Below are 15653 nucleotides of genomic sequence, written 5' to 3' on the forward strand. Positions count from 1 at the left end.
GATGATTGCTTCTCTTACTTCTTACGACTTTATCCTTGAAGCCTTATTTAGCGCAGCTTCATAAAGAATTGGTATTAAGTGCAGCCCGTAAATTATATAAAGGTGGGATTCGATCTGGTGAACCGATAAGAACCAGAGTGCAAGCCCAAGAAATGTTAGATAAAATCCCTCCATCTCAAAGAGCAGGGATTGATGGCAAATCTACTGATGTTAATACCCAAAAATACCTATCAGATAAGCACGCTAGTCATATCAAACCGCATAGCAAAGGCGGCTCAAATGATCCCAAAAATATCAAGTGGGAAAACGCCAAAGATAATTTAGCTCGTGGCGATAAACCCATGACTTCGCAGGAGCAAATGAGATTAGATGCTAAATGGCATTTTGACAACCTAACAGGTGCTATGAAAGCAGGGGTAGAAGCCGCGCCTCTTGGAGCAGCTATTGGTGTAGCGACAGCAGCACCATTTTCGTTACTAACCAATGCGTTGCGGGTAGTTCGGGGTGAAATTTCTGCACAAGAAGCCACTATCGAAACATTGAAAGATACTGTAAAAGGCGGCGTAGTTGGGAGTGTGACAGCGTTTCTAACCACAACATTAGCAGTAGCTTGTCCACCAATTGCGATCGCTTTAACCGCACAGAAGATTTTTCCAATCCATCAAATAGAAACAATGAAGAATCCACGAAAAAAGCATTGTCAGGAGAAAACGAATTTAATCAGGAGGAAATTTCAATGAACAATACTCGGCATATTTTTTTGAACAATTTCAAAGGCTTGTATTATTTTTTCAAAGTTAGATCCACATCTGAACTTTTAAAATAATATCATGCCCACGGCTGAATCAGGGTTTGAGGTATAAAACCTGCTAAAATTTTGTCCTAAGTATGGCAATGAAATGATATTCTTAAAATATGCCTGAATACTTACTATAGTTATGGTATTGCCCTGTAACTTTATCGGACGTAATCAAGTCACATAAAAATATCAATGTGAAAAATATGGTTTTAAGGTAAAGCAATTAAATCCAGGATTCGACTGAAAAGCTGTAAACTTGCTGAATCCTAGTGAAGTCGCTGTCAGCAGAGACGAGAGTAATATTATGATAAATTGCTGTTGCGGCGATCCATAGATCATTATCATCAAAACCGATATCCTGAATGCGGGTACTGCGGCGTTTGTTTTTTTCTTTTGGGGCAAATTGACGAAAAATGCGGTTCTTCAGTTGACTGTATATCTCAGCTATTTCTTTGTTAATCAAATAGATATCAATCTCTGTCAGGAATGCTTGAACCACTTGTAAGTTGATCTCTCGACGCTCTGATTTTTCCGTCATGTAGAGCAACTCACCATAGCTAATGATGCTAATCCCAAAAGGATCTTGAGCATAGCTTTGAGCAGTTGCGACAACTTGAGGATTGTTGTTAATAAGATAACTACAGTGATTGGTATCCAACAAATACATAAATTATTGGCTTAAAACTTCGCTTTTGAGTGGGTTGCATCAAGAAATGCTAGACACTCCTCTAGATCGTCTCCATGCCAAGTACCAGCAAATTTGAGCAAATCTTGACCTGTAGAACCTCGTCGGATAATAGACTGAGAACGATCGCCACGTTGTTTTATTTCAGCGATCTTAGCAGCAAAATCTTCAGGTGGTTCTGCTAGATTCTCATGCTCCAGAAGAGAATCAGGCGGAATGTGCGCTTGCTCTAAAGATGCCAAAATCGAAGCTCCAGTGGAAGGTGATTTGGTCACTTCTGATTGAGATGGAACTGTTTTCTGAAAACCAAGAAATGCTATATATTGCTCAACCTGAGTTAGTTGGTCATCTGGAAGTTGAGCAATTTGTTGTTGAAGTTGACGGCGGCGATCAAAGATAGTCATCAAACACCTCGCAGGAACGACTAAACTTTCATTTTACTTGATTGATATACTGCCAAATCCAGAGTATAACCCATTACATCTGATTACGATTAGAGATAGGCGATCGCAAATTTAGAAGAGTTATTAATGTTTCAAGGCGATCGCACTCCACCAAATACAATGAGGGTAAAGTACCCCCAAATTTACTGCACACTCCTAAACCACTCAGTAATTCCCTGAGCGATCGCTTTTGCCATTTTCTTCTGTTCTTCTGGGTTAACCACCTGCTCAAATTCATCGGGATTGCTCATAAAACCCAATTCCAGCAAGACTGATGGTGCAGCAGTCGGACGTGTGAGCGCTAAATTATCCCAAAACACACCATAAGAAGGTTTGGCAAGTTTTTTCACTACATAGTTATGTAAAAACATTGCCAAGTTGTGGGCTTGAGGTTGATACCAAAAAGCGCCGAAACCCTTGGTTTTCTGGGCATCGCCATCATCGGGTAGAGAATTGTGATGTATGGAAATAGCGATCGCAGGTTCTTCTTTACTGATAATTGTCTGACGTTCTGCTAGAGAAACTTCGCGATCGTCCTCCCGCGTCATTACTACCGTTGCGCCTTCCTTCACCAACTCGTCGCGCAGCAACTTAGATACCACCAAATTCACATCTTTTTCTAAATATCCAGTTGGGCCACTGGCACCAGTTTCTTTACCGCCATGCCCTGGATCGAGTACAATCTTGAAATTAGCTAAAGGCTTGCGTCTTGTGTTCCCAATTTTAGGCGGATGACGCAAAGCCAAAACCAGGGTTGTACCGTCATATTTCAGCTTATATCCCCACTGTTGAGCTTTTTTGAGGTTAAAGGTGTATTTTACTCGTTCTGGAGCTTCCTGTTGCCAATCTAGGCGAGAAATTAGGGGGTCATCATCCAGACGTATAATGTCCGTTTGGGCAGTAGTATTGTAGAGAGTGAGAGCGATCGCTTTCTCACTTTGTTGTAGGCTCACAGGTACGGGAACTTGTAAGGGGAAAACTATCTCTGTCGCACCAGGGAGTTGATGGTATCCGACACTGCGAATTATTGTTTGTGGCGGAATTGCACCAGGTAGAATGCGGGTTTCCTGACTATTAATCCAAGCACCATAGTCTAGGCGTAACCATTCACCTTCCCTACCTGTTACTGTTGCGCGTGTGCCTTTAGGTAGTGGTGTAAGTCGGGAATAATCGGTGCTTGGGCCGGTACGAGCAACACCTGATTCTACTGTAACCTCAGAAACTGGCAACTCTGCTCTTGAGAGGATTTGAATTTTACCAGTCCCTGGTTGAGTTATTGTCTTGTCATTCAGCGTTAGTTGAAACTGAGGTTTTCCCAGATCGGCAGCTGTTGCCACTGTGGTGCAACCTTTGTAACTGCTCACGCTAGACTGGGCATAAGGCTGATTTTGCCCTGTCAAAGCTGCCAAATTATTTGGTAGTTGTGCTTGTTGAGGTTGGGGTAAAAGGGCAATGGTTTGATTCGCCAGGGTTACAGATACATTGGCATTGGGGGGTGCGATCCCTTCGGGGAGCTTCGCTAACGCGCTAAAACAAATTAGTTCTCCCGGTAGTCTAGCAATGTCAACTGCGGGAGTCAGGGAATCTTTCGCAAAGGCTACCCCCTGTGGTAGTTCCGGGCTATTGGCAAGCCTGATCACCTTAATCTTAAGCTCTTGATTCTGGCGACGCACAGTAAAAAGATTCTCCCCCAACTGCAAGGGGAAACTAGGGGAAAAATGACCAGCTTTGCTGCGGGTAATTGGCTTACCATTGATCAAAACCTCACCATCTGGTGGTGCAGTCCCCAGAAAAAAGATTTTTTGGGAACTTGTCTGGTAGTTTGTCTGGGGAAAAACGACTATAAGAGATGGCTCTGCCAATGCTACGGAGGATGTGAGAATACAGCCTAATATTACTAATCCTAAAAGGTTTTTCACAACAAATCACAGAAGATTACACCACAACAACTGTGGCACAATGACGGGATGTATTTTTAGAAGTTGTTAGAAATTCAAACTACTATGACTAAGTTTATCTTCGTAACTGGAGGCGTAGTTTCCAGTATTGGTAAGGGCATTGTAGCAGCAAGTCTAGGGCGTTTGCTCAAATCGCGCGAATATTCGGTGTCGATTCTCAAACTTGACCCTTATATCAATATCGATCCTGGCACGATGAGTCCCTTTCAACATGGGGAAGTATTCGTTACCCAAGATGGTGCGGAAACAGATTTGGACTTGGGGCATTACGAACGCTTTACCGATACCTCAATGTCGCGCTTGAATTGTGTGACTACTGGCTCAATTTACCAGGCAGTCATCAATAAAGAGCGGCGTGGAGACTACAATGGCGGCACTGTACAGGTTATTCCTCATATTACCAATGAAATAAAAGAGCGAATTCTGCGAGTTGCTAAAAGTACAAATCCCTCTGTAGTAATTACAGAAATTGGCGGTACGGTGGGAGATATTGAATCACTGCCGTTTTTGGAAGCGATTCGCCAGTTCCGCAAAGAGGTGGGACGGCAAAATGTGCTGTATATGCATGTAACGTTGGTACCGTGGATTGCTTCTGCGGGTGAAATGAAAACTAAGCCAACACAGCATTCAGTTAAAGAACTGAGATCCATTGGTATTCAACCAGATATTTTAGTTTGTCGGAGCGATCGCCCCTTACCCAAAGGATTAAAGCAAAAATTATCGGGGTTTTGCGATGTGCCCGAAGAATGCGTCATTACTTCCCAAGATGCCAAAAGTATCTATGAAGTACCCCTGAATCTGGAACGGGAAGGAATGGCAGAACAAGTCTTGAAATTGCTGCAAATGGAACAGCACAAACCAGATTTGACGCAGTGGCAAACCTTGGTACAACGGTTACATACTCCCAAGAATGAGCTAGAAATTGCCATCGTTGGGAAATATGTGCAGTTAAGTGATGCCTACCTATCTGTAGTGGAAGCACTAAACCATGCTGCAATCTCCACTTATGGCAAACTGCGCCTGCGTTGGGTGAACTCAGAAGATTTGGAAAATGAACCAGCCGAAACTCATCTTCAGGGTGTCGATGGCATAGTTGTGCCAGGAGGTTTTGGTGTTCGGGGGGTAGATGGCAAAATTGCCGCCATTAAATACGCCCGCGATCGCCAAATTCCCTTTTTGGGTTTATGCCTGGGAATGCAATGTTCTGTAATTGAGTGGGCTAGGAACGTAGGGGGATTAACAGATGCCAATAGTGCTGAATTTGACCCTCATACAGCCGATCCAGTAATTAATTTATTGCCAGGACAGCAGGATGTTGTCGATTTAGGGGGTACAATGCGCTTGGGGTTATATCCTTGTCGTGTTCTCCCTGATACTTTAGCTTTCAAGCTTTATCAAGAAGATGTAATTTATGAACGACATCGACATCGCTATGAGTTCAACAATGCTTACCGCGATCTCTTATTAAAGTCTGGCTATGTAATTAGCGGTACTTCTCCAGATGGACAGTTAGTTGAAATTGTGGAATTACCCAAGCACCCATTCTTTCTTGCTTGCCAATTTCATCCAGAATTTCAATCGCGCCCTAGTAGCCCTCATCCTTTATTTAAAGGATTTATTCAAGCAGCGATCGCTCTTTCTTTATCAATTCCAGGTACTCCTACACCATTGGAGGTGTCATAACAATTAAAAATTAAAAATTAAAAATTAAAAATTAAAAATTAATTTTTAATTGGTACAGAGCAACATTAACTTAAGGTTTCGGTAGATTTGGACATATAGGGTGCATCATTCGTAAATTTTTGACTTGAGGAGATGTTGTGGCGTACTGGGTGAAAATCCTTTACGAGAGGAGAGAATATGTAGTGAACTTTGAACGTGTCCATGCTTTTTGTTATGAAGTAAATGGCAGAGTTACTTTTTGGCTACCTGATAGTGCCATTCCCATAGTAATTAACCCCCAAAATAACCTGGAAGACTATCAAAAAATTCTCGATTATTTAGAATGTGTGACGAGGTTAGAATTAGATCATGCCCATTGGGTAAAAATCTTTTACGACAAAAACGAATATGTAATTAATCTCAACTGCATCAGTTCCTTTTGTCATGAACCGAATGGCAGGATAACTTTTTGGTTGCCAGATGGTACTATTCCCATCATCATCAACCCTGTGAGTAATCCTGAATCTTATGAAAAAGTTGTGAAATACGTTTACAAGGCAACAGGATATTCTTTGTCTTAGAATTAACTAATTCGTAATTCGTAATTAATTAGAAAATTAGTCATTAATAATTAAAAGTACAGAGCAACTAATTTCATTTCAGTTATGAAAAATAAAAAAGGCTCGACATCTTTATTCAAGCCCCGCATTTATGAGCCACCTCGGTCTTAAGGTTTCTCCAAGTAGCGTGCATAGGGTAAGAATTACAAATTACGAATTACGAATTACGAATTATATAGCATTGCCATGCCAACTTTGCTGCACCAACTATCCCAGCAAAATTTCCTAATTCGGCTGGCAAAATCTGTAAACCCGCTCGTGATAAAGGCTGAACTCGCTTCTCAATTTCTGCCTTCGCTGCTGGTAAGAAAAACTCAAAACTGCCACTTATACCGCCACCAATGACGATCGCTTGCGGTGTGAGTACATAAATCAAACTCGTCAAACCAACTCCCAGATTTTTACCATACTCTTGCCAAAAAGTCAATGCTTCGGGATCTCCTTGTTGGGCAAGAATACCTAATTCGATAGGTTCCTTGAGAGTGCGGCGGCGAATAGCGGTAGCCGAGGCATGTTGTTCTAAAGAGCCTTGATTGCCACTATTACAAATTGGCCCATCAGGATTTAATGAAATTAAACCTAATTCCCCTGCGGCTCCTTGATGTCCAACAAATAGTTTGCCATCTAGGATAATTGCGCCACCAACCCCAGTTCCTAAAGTTAGCAGAATTAGATTTTGCAAGTGGCGACCGGCTCCTAGCCAAGCTTCTCCTAAAAGAGCGCAGTTGGCATCGTTAGCGATCGCAGTAGGTTTGTCAGTTTTAGCTTCTAACCAGTCTGCTAAAGGCACATCGAGCCATCCAGGTAAGTTAATGGCGATTTTGGCAATGCGTCCTGCGGCATCGGAGGGGCCAGGAGTCCCAACACCAATAGCAACAGCTTGATTATCTGGATCGATTTGGGCGATCGCATCTACTAGCACCGCCAGCACCGCCTCCGGCGTTGTCGGTTGAGGAGCCGCCACAGTCAAAGATTGCAGACAAGTACCATCGGCTGTAAACCGCCCCAGCTTAATTGCTGTTCCCCCTACATCAATGCCAATTACTTGAATTTTGTCATTTGTCATTTGTCATTTGTCATTGGTAATTGGTGAACAGCTATTCCCTATTATTGGGTGCGAGTAGTTTTCATCCCCGATCTGTTCGCGTAGCGTCTCCCCCTGGAAGAAGACGCGAAGCTTTCAACTCTGATTTCTGTAAATTAGCAAAATTCGTGGTGCGAAAACTCGATTGCTCATGCCAAGCTGTAATCGGCGCACCTCTTAAGATGCCAGCAAGGGCAACAGAAAGGATAAATCCGCCAGTAGCGGCGGCAATTAATGTCAGGTTATCTTTCACCCAAATCTCTCCAGTTATCAATTACTAGTTATCAATGATTAGTCGGTTGACTAATAAGTGTCCACTATTTACTAACTATTTTCGGATTCCATTTTCTCTCCGTAATCGGGGATTGACAAATTCGTTTAACCCTTCACCAAGTAGTGATAACCCTACCACCATGAATGTCATAGTTAAACCAGGAAAAAGTGTAGTCCACCAAATCCCAGTAGGTAAAGCTTCTAAGGCTTGTTTTAAATCATGTCCCCATTCTGGCACTTCTTCGGGAAGCCCTAGCCCCAAAAACCCCAAACCGCCCAACACCAAAATTGCATCAGCAGCGTTGAGTGTGAATAGAACGGGTACGCTTTGAATGACATTGAAAAATAGATAACGAGAAAGCACAACCCAAGTGGAAGCGCCCATTGCTTGAGCCGCCTCGATAAACACTTCCGTTTTGACGCTAACAGTGTGGTTGCGAACAACGCGGTAATATTGGGGGATGTAGGCAATGCTAATAGCGATCGCTGCATTTAATATCCCCCGCCCTACCACAAAGGCCAGTGTCACAGACAGCAGTAGCCCCGGTAGAGTGTAGATGCTATCCATCATAAACAGCAACACTTTATCCAATTTTCCGCCGAGATAACCACTCAGCATCCCCAAAGGCACACCGATAATCATACTCAGCGCCGTTGCCAAAATCACTACCTGCAAAGCAGCTTGAGCGCCGAACAATGTCCTGGAAAAGACATCATAACCCAAGCGACTAGTGCCAAACCAATGTTTAGCCGAGGGTGGCTCGTGAATTGGATTAGAGAGAAAATCTTTCGGGTTTAGCAGCCATCCCCAAGCCTGGAATAGGGGAGCGAAGAATGCCAGTAAAATGAAAAATAGGGTAATGGCTAACCCAATGACCATGAGTTTTTGGGAAAGATTAGAACTTTTGCCAAACTGTAAAAATGTCGGTAGTCGCCGTTTTGTAATGGCCATAAAGCGATCGCCTGGATCAAAGCTTGATACGCTGACCATTTTACATATTAGGGAGTAGGGATTGGGGATTGGGGACTGGGGACTGGCTAAAAATCTCCCATAAAATTGAGGGACTTTAGATTGAGATGATATGGCAGATAGGGGTTTTGAGTCTTTAGACTTCTATCAAGATAGCCTTAAGTTGCTATAAGCGGCTTATAGGTTAGCAAATAGTTTGCCTGATTGTGAGCGTTACAATTTGAGCGATCAATTACGAAGAGCAGCTTACAGTGTTTTACTGAACATAGCTGAGGGCTATGGACGTTATCACTACTTAGATAGATTGCGTTTTATGTACATTGCTCGCGGCTCCTTAACTGAAACCAAAAGTGCCTTCATTATTGCTGAAAGCTTAGGCTACTATAGCAAGGAACAATTAAACTGAGTCAGTCAGCTTAAAGACCAGATTGAAAAAGGTCTTAACGGTTATTGTCGTTTCATTCGTTCCCAACAACAGGGTAAAGAAGAGTACGGTACTCGATTAGGTGATTGGTAGATAGGGGATTGGGGATTGGGGATTGGGTTTATCAAGTAGATGAACGGAGTTCTCAGATAGATAAAAGAGTCTCTAATTTTGCTAGTCCCCAGTCCCCAGTCCCCAGTTCCTAAAGATTGCTCTCAATCAACTGGCGATATTCGCTCTTTTGCTTCACGCCTTTGACTTCCTTCACCAGTTCTTTGTTTTTGAACAATTGAACTGTTGGCGTTCCTGTCACATTAGCATTTTCAGCAATATCTCGGTCTTTGTCGATGTCAATTTCTACAAAGTGAATTTTACTGTCAAATTCATCCACCACTTTGTTTAAAATTGGCTTCAGGGTATGACAAGGGCCACAACCAGGAGAGACGTATTTAACTAGGAGTAAGCGATCGCTTTCATGGAACAATTTCCGTAAAGCATATCCTCCGGTATGGCGCGTCGCATCCAAATTAAATCCAGCTTCTTCTTCAGCTTCAGTCTTTTTGGCTGGCTGATGTTCTAATTCATTGTCTGCTATTTCTGGCTGTTGATGGAATTCTTGAATCAAGCCACTGGATGACAACCAACGTTCTGCCAACATCGCCGCCATACAACCAGTACCCGCAGCCGTAATTGCTTGCCGAAACTCATGATCTTGTACGTCGCCAGCTGCAAAAACGCCTTCTACACTGGTTTCCACAGAACCTGGTTTAGTAACAACGTAACCTACCTCATCCAGTTCTAGTTGCCCCTTAAATAAAGAGGTATTGGGAGTGTGACCAACGGCGTAGAATAAACCCTTAGCGTGCAGTTCGCTTTCTTCACCAGTTTTAGTATTGCGGACTTTCACCCCTTCCATGTGGCCATTGCCGAAGATATCCACGGCTTCAGTGTTCCAATGTACCTGGATTTTTGGGTTGCTCAAAACCCTGTCTTGCATAGCTTTAGAAGCCCGCATTTTATCGGTGCGTACCAACATATTCACCTTAGAACCGTATTTGGTGAGGTAAATAGACTCTTCCGCCGCCGAATCGCCAGCACCAATTACAGCCAATTCTGCACCATGAAAAATCGGTGTAGCACCATCGCAAATTGCACAAGCAGAGATACCCCGACTCCAAAATTCATGTTCGTTGGGTAAACCCAAACGCTTTGCTGTCGCACCGGTAGCAATAACGATGCTGTTGGTTTTGATTTCCCTTTCTTGCGATCGCACTGTAAATGGACGCTGACTCAAATCAACTGATGTAACATCTTCAGTATATAGTTCCGCTCCCCAGCGCTCCGCCTGCGCCTTCATCTGATCCATCAGTTCCGGCCCAGTAATCCCTTGGGGAAACCCTGGAAAGTTCTCAACTTCCGTTGTTGTCATTAGTTGTCCGCCAGGTAAACCCCCGGCTTGGAAACCTTCAAAGACAACGGGTTTCAGGTTAGCGCGTCCGGCATAGATGGCGGCTGTATAGCCTGCTGGGCCAGAACCGATAATTACCAAATTTTCTACAGTTGGGTTAGTCATGAAAATATACGAACTCATAACGACTACGCTTAATATAGCATAACAAATTGTGATTGGCTATGCCAGATGGTAAGCGATCGCCAAATGCTTACGGTACTATATGCTCAACACTTGCCAAACATCCTCTTAAGCGCTAAGACTGCTCTTGCAGATATTTCCTGATAGCTATTTATGGCAAACTATACAACCGTTTTTATTTGAATACAATACATTGTAAATTTTGGAAGTTAAGGTACGTATGATAGATATCAAATCCTTATTTAGTGTACCCGCATTTCTCACAAGCTTCAGGCGTTTGATGGAGCAGAGGGGCAGAGGGGAAAAACTTGGTATTTGAACTCTCCCCTGCTCCCCTGCACCTCTGCACAAGCGTAGGCTTTAAGAGGTGTGGTGAGAAATCCGGGTGTATTATTTCCCTCACTCTCACCGATTTAGAGCAACTACAAACTAAGCATCCAGAATGGTAGATGGAGTTGGGAGACGGAAAAATCATAGTTTCTCCGCCATCAGATTACGAGTCAGAGGAAATTGGCACTTGTCTAATTACATTTTTAAATAACTGGGTAATGTCTCGCAAGCTAGGGAGAGTGACTGGTTCTAGCGCCGGATTTATCTTGCCAAATTATAGAAGAAGACAATTTAGAAAAAAGAAACCTGCGATCGCCTGATGTGTCTTTTGTTCGCGCTGACAGATTGAAAAAGAACCAAGCGCGACTTTGTAGAGTTAGTTCCAGACTTGATGGTTGAGATTAAATCTAAAAGCGACAGAATCAAACCACTTGAAGAGAAGATTCAGTTATTCTTGCAACTTGGAAGTGTAGTCGGCATACTGATTAACCCTGATAAATTGACAGTAACAGCTTACCGATTAAACCAAACTCCAGTGGTGTTGCAGAATGGAGACACACTTACATTACCAGACTTGCAACCGGGTTGGGAATTAACAGTATCAAAACTGTGGCCACCTGAGTTTGAATGAAGTAGTCTCACAAATGAAATTAAGAATCTAGCCCTTGGTAAACACCAGGGACTTAGTTATATCTGTGTCAATTGGGATACAAGGATTTTGGATTGTGTAACCAGATATTGCCAAACTTTTTTTCTGAAGGTGATAGGAAAGCGATCGCAGTTGGGTAAGTTATATCTAGAACACACAAGCACTTCCTACCCCAGGGAAAACACTTATGAAAACCGAACTAAAAGCTAAATTTCTTCACCACATCCTCGACAAAAAGAAAGAAAATGAGGGTTTTACACTCATTGAATTACTAGTAGTAATTATTATCATTGGTATTTTGTCTGCGATCGCACTGCCTTCTTTCTTGAACCAAGCTAACAAAGCCAAGCAGTCAGAAGCTAAAACTTATACAGGCTCAATGAACCGCGCGCAGCAAGCTTTTTACTTAGAACAAAATAAATTTGCGGCTCAAGCTGACTTTGGTACATTAGGTCTTGGTATTGCAACCCAAACCTCAAATTACATCTACACAATCCTGGGTGGTGGTACGGGTAACGGTAGTCAAGTCAGTAACCAAGCAGGAACAGTACTTGCGGCTGCACCTCTCAAAACTTATATGGGTAATGTGGGTGTAACAACGCAAGCAGCTACCAGTGAAGCTACCACCATAGCTCTTTTATGTGAAGCTACACAAGCTAGAGTTAACGGTGGTGCAGTTCCAGATGCCACCATCGCCAATAGTTTCAATGCCACTAGTAATACACCGACTTGCCCCAGCAACTTTATCAGCTTATCTAAGTAGAGAACTGAGTGAATAAGCTAAATCTCACTCATCTACACCACTTGACATAAAAGTTAACTTGTCACATCTGCTTTTATTAAGCTAAATTACGTATTTTCCCAAGTGGGTAGATTCTTCTATCCACTTTATTTCATTTTTGTGATTTATTCACAATTAGATTGCCCCTACTTTTTTCTCTGATAAACACAATGATTACCGAGATATATAATTGGCAAGATCAGGCTGAAGAATACTTTATTCAAGAAAACTATGTGCAAGCAGCAAAGTTATATGAACAAGCAATAGCAATAGAACCAAATACTATTTCTTATTATTGGCATTTAGGACTACTATTGCTATTACAAGGGCAAGAGGCAGAAGCTCAAATGACTTGGATGCTGCCAATGACAGAGGCAGACGAAGAACAGTTACAAGTTTGGACAAATGAACTATTTCAGGTTTTGCAAATAGAAGCACAAAGGCGTGAAACGCTGGCAGAGTATTCTCTGGCTTGGTTAATTCGCCAGCATATACGAGAAATTAATCCTAGCAATATCAATAATTTACTTCAAATTATTCTACTTTCTCTCAAATTGCAAAAATTTGCAGAAATTGATGATTTACAAGAGTGGGGATTACTTGAAAGATTAAATGCAAAAGAAAATATAGAAATTAATACCGAACTATTAATCGAAGTTTTAAAAGAATTTTTAGATACTGCTCACTTACATCCAATTAATCTAAATTTAATAGAAGCTAGCCTTCCTTATTTCTCTGATACTCATCAATGCTTCTGTATACTGCTTCCTGCTGCTATGCAAATTGGTCATACTTTGCGGCAGCCTTTACTAGCAGCATCTCTATTAGAATTATATTTACGATTGGAGCCAGATAATGTAGAAATTTTGCGGCACTTAGCGACTTTTTATCAAGATGCTCGTAATTATTCTCAAGGTATAGAGACAGCTAGGTTATGTTATTCTTTATCAGAAAGTTTGGCTGATAAAATTTTTGCGCTCCATCTGCTGTTAAGGGGCCTAATGTCAGCAGGGGGATATTGGCAAGAGATATGTACAACTTGCGAAGAATTAGAAAATGTATATAAACAGTTTATTAAGGCTCAACAAATTCCTTTAGAAGAAGGAAGAATATTACGGTTGCTTACGCCATCTTTTGCAATACCTCACATTAAAGATGCCCCTGCTGATTTTAGAGCTATTCATAATAAAGTAGCTGAGATTTTTCAGAACTATATTCATCCTTTTTCCCAATCACAAGGGAAAAACTATGCTCGTAAAATTATTAATAATCAATCTTTAACCTACCATCCGAAAAAGTTAAAACTTGGTTATATATCTTACGCTCTAAGGAATCATTCTGTTGGTTGGCTAGCTCGCTGGTTATTTCAGCATCACGATCGAGATAAATTTGATATTCATACTTATTTTGTTAATTACACACTAGTAAATGATTATCTTCAAGAATGGTATCTAAGTCAGGCAGGAAAAGCTCACCAATTAGGTAGGAATGGTCTAGAAATTGCTGACCAGATATATCAAGACGAAATTGATATTTTGATTGATATTGATAGTATCACTTTAGATATTACAAGTGAAGTGATGGCACTCAAGCCAGCCCCAATTCAAGTTACTTGGCTGGGGTGGGATGCATCAGGTATACCTGCAATTGATTACTTTATTGCAGATCCTTATGTACTCCCAGATGATGCCCAAAATTACTATACTGAGAAAATCTGGCGATTACCTCAAACTTACATAGCAGTAGATGGTTTTGAAGTTGGTGTGCCTACTCTCCGCCGCGATGACTTGGATATCCCTATGGATGCTATTGTATATCTCAGCGCCCAAAGAGGATATAAACGCCATCCAGAAACAACAAGGTGGCAAATGCAAATTATCAAACAAGTACCTAATAGTTACTTTTTGATTAAGGGACTTGCTGAGGAGGAAACAATCAAACGCTTCTTTTACCAAATTGCCGAAGAAGAAGGTGTAGATTGTTCTCAGTTACGATTTTTACCACAAGTTAATTCAGAGTCAGTTCATCGTGCTAATTTAGGCATTGCTGATATCGTCTTAGATACATTTCCCTACAACGGAGCAACAACAACTTTAGAAACATTGTGGATGGGTATCCCCTTGGTGACGCGAGTCGGCGAACAATTTGCAGCGCGTAATAGCTACACCATGATGATGAATGCAGGAATCACAGAAGGCATCGCCTGGACTGATGAAGAGTATATCGAGTGGGGTGTCCGCTTGGGTAAAGACGAAACTTTACGTCAGCAGGTGGCTTTGAAATTGAAAGCATCTCGACAAACAGCGCCTCTGTGGAATGGTAAGCAGTTTACCCGCGAAATGGAGAAGGCTTACCAACAAATGTGGCAGAACTATAGCGGTTCTCAATTGGATGGATAACCCCCAGCCCCTTCCCTTGTAGGGAAGGGGAGTAAGATTCAAAGCCTCTTTCCTTTTAAAAGAGATGTTTGGAGAGAGGTTAGAGTGTACTGCATCCAAATGAAAAGCGATATATGATTTTCCACTACACAAGCAAAGTCCACCTCCGTGGACTAACGAAAAAGCAAGGTTTTTAACCCGCTTAGGCGAATTTTGCCCTATAGCGAGATCACAGTTTCAGCAGATTGGCCCGACCTATGACGAGGGCGAAGATGCAAGGTTATTTCCGTATCAAGTCGCTTTAGGAAAATGAGGAGTTTGCCTTCGCTGAACCGTTGAAACTCTCCTTTCATCAAATGAGATACTTCTGGTTGGGGAATGCCAAGAAGTTCGCTAATTTCACGCTGTTTCAAGTTGCGTTGAGAGAGGAGGCGGAGTACCTCAATCCCTATTTTGCCGCGCGTAAAAAATTCTGAAGCATTCGACAAACCGAGGTCAGCAAATACGTTGCCACTGCTTTCTTCAAAAACGGGTTCCTGTGTCATTGTTGTTTTCCCTTGCCACTGCGTCCTTATAGCGTTGTTTAATCAGGTCAACATCAGCCTGTGGGGTTTTAATTCCCTGTTTTGATTTCTTCTGAAAAGCGTGCAAGACATAGATTTTCTCTCCAATTTTTACTGCATAGACTGCCCTGTAAGTATCAGTATCGTAGCGTTTGACAATTTCATACACGCCACTTCCAACCCCTTTAAAAGGCTTGGCATCCATTGGTGTTTCTCCTGCTTGCACCAATTGCAGCGCATAACCTACTGATGCACGCACTTCTTCAGGAAATGAACGGATATTTTTGAGAGAGTCTCCCATCCAAACCAGAGGTCGTAAAGGAATTTCTATAATATCCTCGTCATCGTCCATTTTATATGAAATTTACTATAAAACAAGTCAGACAATAGCATGAAATGTCCCCCGCGCCACTTCCGAGGTAAGTTGGGAGGGGCAAGATTAG

At 42.1% G+C, this 15653-nt stretch carries 14 protein-coding genes and 2 pseudogenes; 7 read left to right on the plus strand and 9 right to left on the minus strand.

Going from position 1 to position 15653, the window contains the following annotated elements; all coding sequences use genetic code 11:
• The first annotated feature begins 35 nt into the window (after positions 1–35).
• Positions 36–740: a hypothetical protein gene (locus RMZ41_RS25300; RefSeq protein WP_322642485.1), complete on the plus strand. Its 705-nt coding sequence runs from the start codon at positions 36–38 to the stop codon at positions 738–740.
• 282 nt (positions 741–1022) lie between these two features.
• Here RMZ41_RS25300 and RMZ41_RS25305 read toward each other — a convergent pair whose 3' ends face one another.
• The 3 genes from RMZ41_RS25305 to RMZ41_RS25315 form a co-directional block, all read right to left on the minus strand.
• The gene (locus tag RMZ41_RS25305; RefSeq protein ID WP_322642484.1) at positions 1023–1466 is read right to left on the minus strand and encodes a type II toxin-antitoxin system VapC family toxin; all 444 of its coding nucleotides are present in this window, start codon (positions 1464–1466) and stop codon (positions 1023–1025) included.
• 11 nt (positions 1467–1477) lie between these two features.
• The gene (locus tag RMZ41_RS25310; RefSeq protein ID WP_322642483.1) at positions 1478–1888 is read right to left on the minus strand and encodes a hypothetical protein; all 411 of its coding nucleotides are present in this window, start codon (positions 1886–1888) and stop codon (positions 1478–1480) included.
• 182 nt (positions 1889–2070) lie between these two features.
• Positions 2071–3846 (minus strand): N-acetylmuramoyl-L-alanine amidase, encoded by a 1776-nt coding sequence (locus RMZ41_RS25315; RefSeq protein WP_322642482.1) that lies wholly within the window; start codon positions 3844–3846, stop codon positions 2071–2073.
• Between the two features lie 84 nt (positions 3847–3930).
• Here RMZ41_RS25315 and RMZ41_RS25320 point away from each other — a divergent pair, with 84 nt between their 5' ends.
• Positions 3931–5568 (plus strand): CTP synthase, encoded by a 1638-nt coding sequence (locus RMZ41_RS25320; RefSeq protein ID WP_322642481.1) that lies wholly within the window; start codon positions 3931–3933, stop codon positions 5566–5568.
• Positions 5569–5705: 137 nt separating this feature from the next.
• Positions 5706–6128: a hypothetical protein gene (locus RMZ41_RS25325; protein WP_322642480.1), complete on the plus strand. Its 423-nt coding sequence runs from the start codon at positions 5706–5708 to the stop codon at positions 6126–6128.
• Between the two features lie 196 nt (positions 6129–6324).
• Here the strand turns inward: RMZ41_RS25325 and RMZ41_RS25330 are convergent, their stop codons facing one another.
• The 3 genes from RMZ41_RS25330 to RMZ41_RS25340 form a co-directional block, all read right to left on the minus strand.
• Positions 6325–7233, minus strand: coding sequence for an ROK family protein (locus tag RMZ41_RS25330; RefSeq protein ID WP_322642479.1), 909 nt, complete (start codon positions 7231–7233; stop codon positions 6325–6327).
• Positions 7234–7294: 61 nt separating this feature from the next.
• Positions 7295–7504 (minus strand): hypothetical protein, encoded by a 210-nt coding sequence (locus RMZ41_RS25335; protein WP_322642478.1) that lies wholly within the window; start codon positions 7502–7504, stop codon positions 7295–7297.
• Positions 7505–7579: 75 nt separating this feature from the next.
• Positions 7580–8476: an ABC transporter permease gene (locus RMZ41_RS25340; RefSeq protein ID WP_322642558.1), complete on the minus strand. Its 897-nt coding sequence runs from the start codon at positions 8474–8476 to the stop codon at positions 7580–7582.
• Between the two features lie 205 nt (positions 8477–8681).
• Here RMZ41_RS25340 and RMZ41_RS25345 point away from each other — a divergent pair.
• Positions 8682–8900: pseudogene (locus RMZ41_RS25345) on the plus strand (four helix bundle protein); the annotation flags it as partial.
• Between the two features lie 220 nt (positions 8901–9120).
• Here RMZ41_RS25345 and trxB read toward each other — a convergent pair.
• A complete protein-coding gene (trxB, locus tag RMZ41_RS25350; protein WP_322642477.1) occupies positions 9121–10491 on the minus strand; it encodes a thioredoxin-disulfide reductase in 1371 nt (456 codons plus the stop codon).
• Positions 10492–10958: 467 nt separating this feature from the next.
• Here trxB and RMZ41_RS25355 point away from each other — a divergent pair.
• The 3 genes and pseudogenes from RMZ41_RS25355 (at position 10959) to RMZ41_RS25365 (ending at position 14668) form a co-directional block, all read left to right on the plus strand.
• Positions 10959–11470, plus strand: a pseudogene (locus RMZ41_RS25355) (Uma2 family endonuclease).
• 205 nt (positions 11471–11675) lie between these two features.
• Positions 11676–12251 carry a type IV pilin-like G/H family protein gene (locus tag RMZ41_RS25360; protein ID WP_322642476.1) on the plus strand — a complete coding sequence of 192 codons (576 nt, stop codon included), beginning with the start codon at positions 11676–11678 and terminating at the stop codon, positions 12249–12251.
• Positions 12252–12439: 188 nt separating this feature from the next.
• Positions 12440–14668, plus strand: a complete 2229-nt coding sequence (locus RMZ41_RS25365) for a tetratricopeptide repeat protein (protein WP_322642475.1) — start codon at positions 12440–12442, stop codon at positions 14666–14668.
• Positions 14669–14865: 197 nt separating this feature from the next.
• Here the strand turns inward: RMZ41_RS25365 and RMZ41_RS25370 are convergent, their stop codons facing one another.
• Positions 14866–15192, minus strand: coding sequence for a helix-turn-helix domain-containing protein (locus RMZ41_RS25370; RefSeq protein WP_322642474.1), 327 nt, complete (start codon positions 15190–15192; stop codon positions 14866–14868).
• Entirely contained in the window at positions 15170–15562 is a 393-nt protein-coding gene (locus tag RMZ41_RS25375) for a type II toxin-antitoxin system RelE/ParE family toxin (protein ID WP_322642473.1), read from the minus strand. The genes RMZ41_RS25370 and RMZ41_RS25375 overlap by 23 nt, the downstream gene beginning before the upstream one ends.
• Positions 15563–15653 lie beyond the last annotated feature (91 nt).

The organism is Nostoc sp. DedVER02 (assembly GCF_034530675.2).
In the GTDB taxonomy this organism is placed as follows: Bacteria; Cyanobacteriota; Cyanobacteriia; order Cyanobacteriales; family Nostocaceae; genus Nostoc.